The sequence below is a fragment of the Arthrospira sp. PCC 8006 genome (genome assembly GCF_046480465.1).
GTDB classification, from domain to species: Bacteria; Cyanobacteriota; Cyanobacteriia; order Cyanobacteriales; family Microcoleaceae; genus Limnospira; species Limnospira platensis.
The window spans coordinates 1-4344 of the sequence record NZ_PKGG01000321.1; the positions used below are offsets into that span (position 1 = coordinate 1).

The following is a 4344-nucleotide window of genomic DNA, read 5'->3' on the forward strand; positions in this document are numbered from 1 at the left end:
TACCCCTATAAATTGGAGACTTSYYKAGGATTATGTAGGTATCAGCGAGAGATGACGAAACAAGTYACCAGTTGAAAAGTTGTTTGGGGGTATCGCTTCAGTATGTCATAGCCAGGTTAGTCGTGATTATGCGATCGCATTTTGTTGGTAGCGAGTAGGCTCGTCAAGATTTCACCAATAATCTGACTCCCATAGGGAACCCACTATGGGTTGATTTGAGCCATACCCTCCCCCTAACCGAAACAAGCACTATTGGGGAAACGAACGATGTGATAGCAGTCAATGGTGAGGAACGAACCGATAGGCTTGCCATTGACTGCTATCACAAGGGAGTTACCCTATCGGTGTTTGGTTGGGGGGTGGTATGGGTATTTGACAGATTGATTAAGTTGTGCTTATTGACTGAGTAATCATCCTATTGACAGAATTATTTTCCTGTGCTAGGACTAGATTGTGAGTAATATCTGAGTAATTAGGTACGACTATCGGGTTAAAGCAATTCCCGCGATAGTAGTCAGGATAAGGGTTTAAGTTAAATGGCTCTGGCGGGATTTGAACCTAATACATAGCCTATAACCCCTATTCTACCGTTACTTAGGTGTTACTCAAAACCGTAGTAGTATCTATTAATCTGTAGCCATAAAATAACCCCTAGGGGTTTAATCTAGGGGCGTTAATTTATGAAAGGTTGACGATTAGATTAATCTATCAGATAGATAACTCTAAGAAATAATTTAGCTTCAGAGCTATCAATATCAACCCCTAACGCTGTTAACCGTTCTATAGCCACGTTCAATGGTATAGGTAACTTAGAAACCCCTTTGAGAACTTCTAAGGTAGCGTCAATGCCTTCTGTCTTGTATTTACCCTCATTGACGATTGTGCTATGTCCCATAAGTCTAGCTCGCAACTCGATAGGTAGTCCATATTGTTCACCTAACAGGTTGTACAGTCTACGAAAAGCATATTTCTGGGTTACCGGGCATTTCATAGATTGAATTCTGTTACTAAACGTTGCGTCAAAGCCTCCAGCTATGGTTTTGGGTTGACTGCCTTTTTTCGGGCTATATTCTGGTAACAACGGCCGTTTCAATTCTAGGAAATCAAACATTTCGGGACTGGGAATTGGGGCTACAACCCTTCCCCCTGTTTTAATACTCACTTTCCGACCTTCTGCGTCAGTAAAGTAAGTGGTGCGAAACGTTCAGGCATGAAATAGGGTTGAAATACCCGAAGTAACCGCCTGGTGGGGACTTCAACCCCTTGGTTGAATATAAGGAACGCACTCGTGACCATCCTCATAACTGTTTATATGTCCCAACGTTCGGTATAGAGATATACCAAACAAGGCAGGGAACCCAAGGTCAAAACGAACTAACCCATACAAATTCCTTATAGTAAGCCCAGAAATGGATAAGTAAAGTTAGGAAATTAGGGTAACGGCGATAGCCACCCCCAATTTTGGGAATCACAACCTCAGGATTGAAGCGGGGAACGGAAAGCTCCTAGGTGTAACCCAACACCAGAACCGAGACCACTGCCAACCATCCATGATTAGGGAAACCGAATGTCCGGCTTGAACCATCGTCATTATTGAGCAGCGAAACAGGTTGATACGCTGCGCTCAAAAGAGTAAGGGGAAAAGTAGGGTAATCACTTCATCACCTACACAGACCTTTAAAAGTACCCCGGTGGATAGGACAAATCTAAAGATGGAATGCCCATATAAACGGAACGTTTTAACCCCTCTTAGGCTCTGATAATCTGGTCGAGAAAGTCAGTAGTGAAAGTGTAAGCGTAAGCCTATTAGGGGGTGAGATGTGACCAGAAGCCAACGCCCGACTGTAATGGTAGGGATATGCTAACGGGTCACGGTTTGATTGTAAAGAAATAGAGTCAAGTAGGTGTACAAATGGCGATAGCGAGTTTAAAGAAAGGATTTGGGAAATCCAAACCAATCAAGACTACGAACAACGCATGGAAGACCATCCCGTGGACTAAGGTTCAACGGAAAGTTTTCAAGCTCCAAAAGAGTATATTTCAAGCAGCTAAATCGGGACAGGACGCAAAGGTAAGAAGGTGGCAACGTCTATTGGTGAAATCATATTATGCCCGACTCTTAGCAGTGCGACTGTAGGGGCGGGTTCCACGGTCAGCCATGCTTCCCAACAGTCAGCTTAATAAACCCGCCCCCCCAAGCGGGTCAAGGCAAAAAGACGGCTGGAGTAGATGGTGTGATAGCAATATCCCCTAAACAAAGGCTAGAAATGACCGAGAAAATCAAAGGAAACCTCAAAGCAAAACCACTGCGACGGGTGTGGATTCCAAAACCTGGTAGGGATGAAAAAAGCTGGAATAGGAATACCCACAATCCAAGATAGAGCAAGGCAAGCCTTGGTTAAGTCGGCTCTCGAACCTGAATGGGAATCGAGATTTGAAAGCACAAGCTATGGGTTCCGTCCCGGACGGTCAGCCCAAGATGCAATAGCACGAATTTACTCAAGTATCAACAAGGGTGAATATTATGTACTCGATGCTGATATAGCAAAATGTTTTGACCGAATAAACCATGATTACCTACTGTCCAAAATTCATTGTCCAAGCTGCCTAAAAAGAGACCTGAAACAATGGCTCAAAGCAGGCGTGCTAGATAACGGCGTATTTGAGGATACAGAATCAGGGACACCCCAGGGAGGGGTAATAAGTCCACTCCTAGCTAACATCGCATTGGATGGCATGATTAGGTTCATAGAGACAATGTATCCAAAGAAAGCAAACAGAGCGCAGGCTACTGTTATAAGATACGCCGATGACTTTGTAGTGATATCCCCATCACTAGAAATCATTGAACAGTGCAAAACTGCTATTTCCGAACGGTTAAAACCTGTGGGATTAGAAATAAAACCTGAAAAGACTCGAATCTGCCATACGTTCAAACCTATTGAATATGAAGGCAGAACAGAGGAGCCAGGATTTGATTTTCTAGGATTCAAYATTAGGCAATATCCAGCAGGAAAATATAAATCTGGGAAAACAGGGGGAATGGCAAGCCGATTAATCGGTCACAAGACCCACATTAAACCCAGCCAAAAAGCAGTTGCCCACACAGAAGTGATAAAAGGTGTAATTAAACAATTTAAAACAGCACCTCAATCAACCCTGATTAACAAACTAAACCCAATTATTATGGGATGGTCAAACTATTACTCAGCGGTAGTCTCAACAGAGACATTCACCAAACTAGATAAGACAATCTGGCAAATGTTACGGGCATGGACAGTATCAAGATGCGGAAAGGCAAGTCACGAAAAGCTAAGAAATTATTTCAGACATGGAACAATTAAACTTAGCAATGGGAAAGAAAGACACGAAAATTGGCTGTTCCAAACCAAAGATGGGTTACATCTATTCAAACACAACTGGACTCCAATTGTCAGACATACCTTAATACGCCCWKWGCTAAGTTTAATTGTTCCATGTCTGAAATAATTTCTTAGCTTTTCGTGACTTGCCTTTCCGCATCTCGATACTGTCCATGCCCTTAACATTTGCCAGATTATGTAGTCTAGCTTATTGAAGGTCTCTGTTGAGACTACCGCTGAATAATAGTTTGACCATCCCCGAATAATTGGGTTTAGATGATTAATCAGGGCTGATTGAGGTGCAGTTTTATGTTGTTTAATTACACCTTTTATCGCTTCTGTGTGGGCTTTAATTGCTTTGTGGCTGGGTTTTATGTGGGTTTTATGTCCGATTAATCGGCTTGCTGCCCCGCCTGTTTTCCCAGTTTTATATTTTCCTACTGGATATTGCCTGATATTGAATCCGAGAAAATCAAACCCAGGTTCTTCTGTTTTGCCATTATACTCAATAGGTTTGAGTGTGTGACAAATTCGAGTCTTTTCGGGTTTAATCTCTAATCCTACAGGTTTTAACCATTTGGTGATAGCAGTTTGGCACTGTTCAATGATTCCTAGGTCTTTTGAGATAATCACGAAATCATCGGCGTATCGTATTAGGTTGGCTTGAGTGACTGTTCCTTTGTTTGGATACAGACTCTTGATTAACCTTTCCATTCCCAACAGTGCGATGTTGGCGAGTATTGGACTTATTACCCCTCCTTGGGGTGTCCCTGTTTCTGTTTCCTCGAATACACCGTTATCTAGCACTCCCGCTTTGAGCCATTGTTTCAGGTCTCTTTTTAGGCTGCTTGGACAATGAATTTTGGACAGTAGGTAATCATGGTTCACGGTAAGAGCATTTTGTTATGGTCGAAAGGGAAGTCACCTTCCCCAACTCCACTTCAAAACCGTACTTGAGACTTTCATCTCATAMGGCTCCTGA

1 protein-coding gene and 4 pseudogenes are annotated in these 4344 nt (G+C 42.8%); 3 read left to right on the forward strand and 2 right to left on the reverse strand.

Annotation, left to right across the window (positions count from 1 at the left end):
- Positions 1 to 700 precede the first annotated feature (700 nt).
- A pseudogene (locus B9T16_RS26360) lies at positions 701 to 1189 on the reverse strand (recombinase); the annotation flags it as partial.
- Between the two features lie 723 nt (positions 1190 to 1912).
- Here B9T16_RS26360 and B9T16_RS26365 point away from each other — a divergent pair.
- The 3 genes and pseudogenes from B9T16_RS26365 to B9T16_RS26375 all read left to right on the forward strand — a co-directional run.
- Positions 1913 to 2137, forward strand: coding sequence for a reverse transcriptase N-terminal domain-containing protein (locus B9T16_RS26365; protein WP_014274427.1), 225 nt, complete (start codon positions 1913 to 1915; stop codon positions 2135 to 2137).
- Between the two features lie 21 nt (positions 2138 to 2158).
- Positions 2159 to 2381 (forward strand): annotated as a pseudogene (locus tag B9T16_RS26370) (HNH endonuclease).
- Positions 2341 to 3468 (forward strand): annotated as a pseudogene (locus tag B9T16_RS26375) (reverse transcriptase domain-containing protein); the annotation flags it as partial. The pseudogenes B9T16_RS26370 and B9T16_RS26375, both read left to right, overlap by 41 nt.
- Here the strand turns inward: B9T16_RS26375 and B9T16_RS26380 are convergent.
- Positions 3450 to 4250 (reverse strand): annotated as a pseudogene (locus B9T16_RS26380) (reverse transcriptase domain-containing protein); the annotation flags it as partial. The pseudogenes B9T16_RS26375 and B9T16_RS26380 overlap by 19 nt on opposite strands.
- Positions 4251 to 4344 lie beyond the last annotated feature (94 nt).

Bases quoted from the DNA above. Each gene is read 5' to 3' on its own strand.
- B9T16_RS26365 (WP_014274427.1), top strand. From the start codon at position 1,913: ATGGCGATAGCGAGTTTAAAGAAAGGATTTGGGAAATCCAAACCAATC.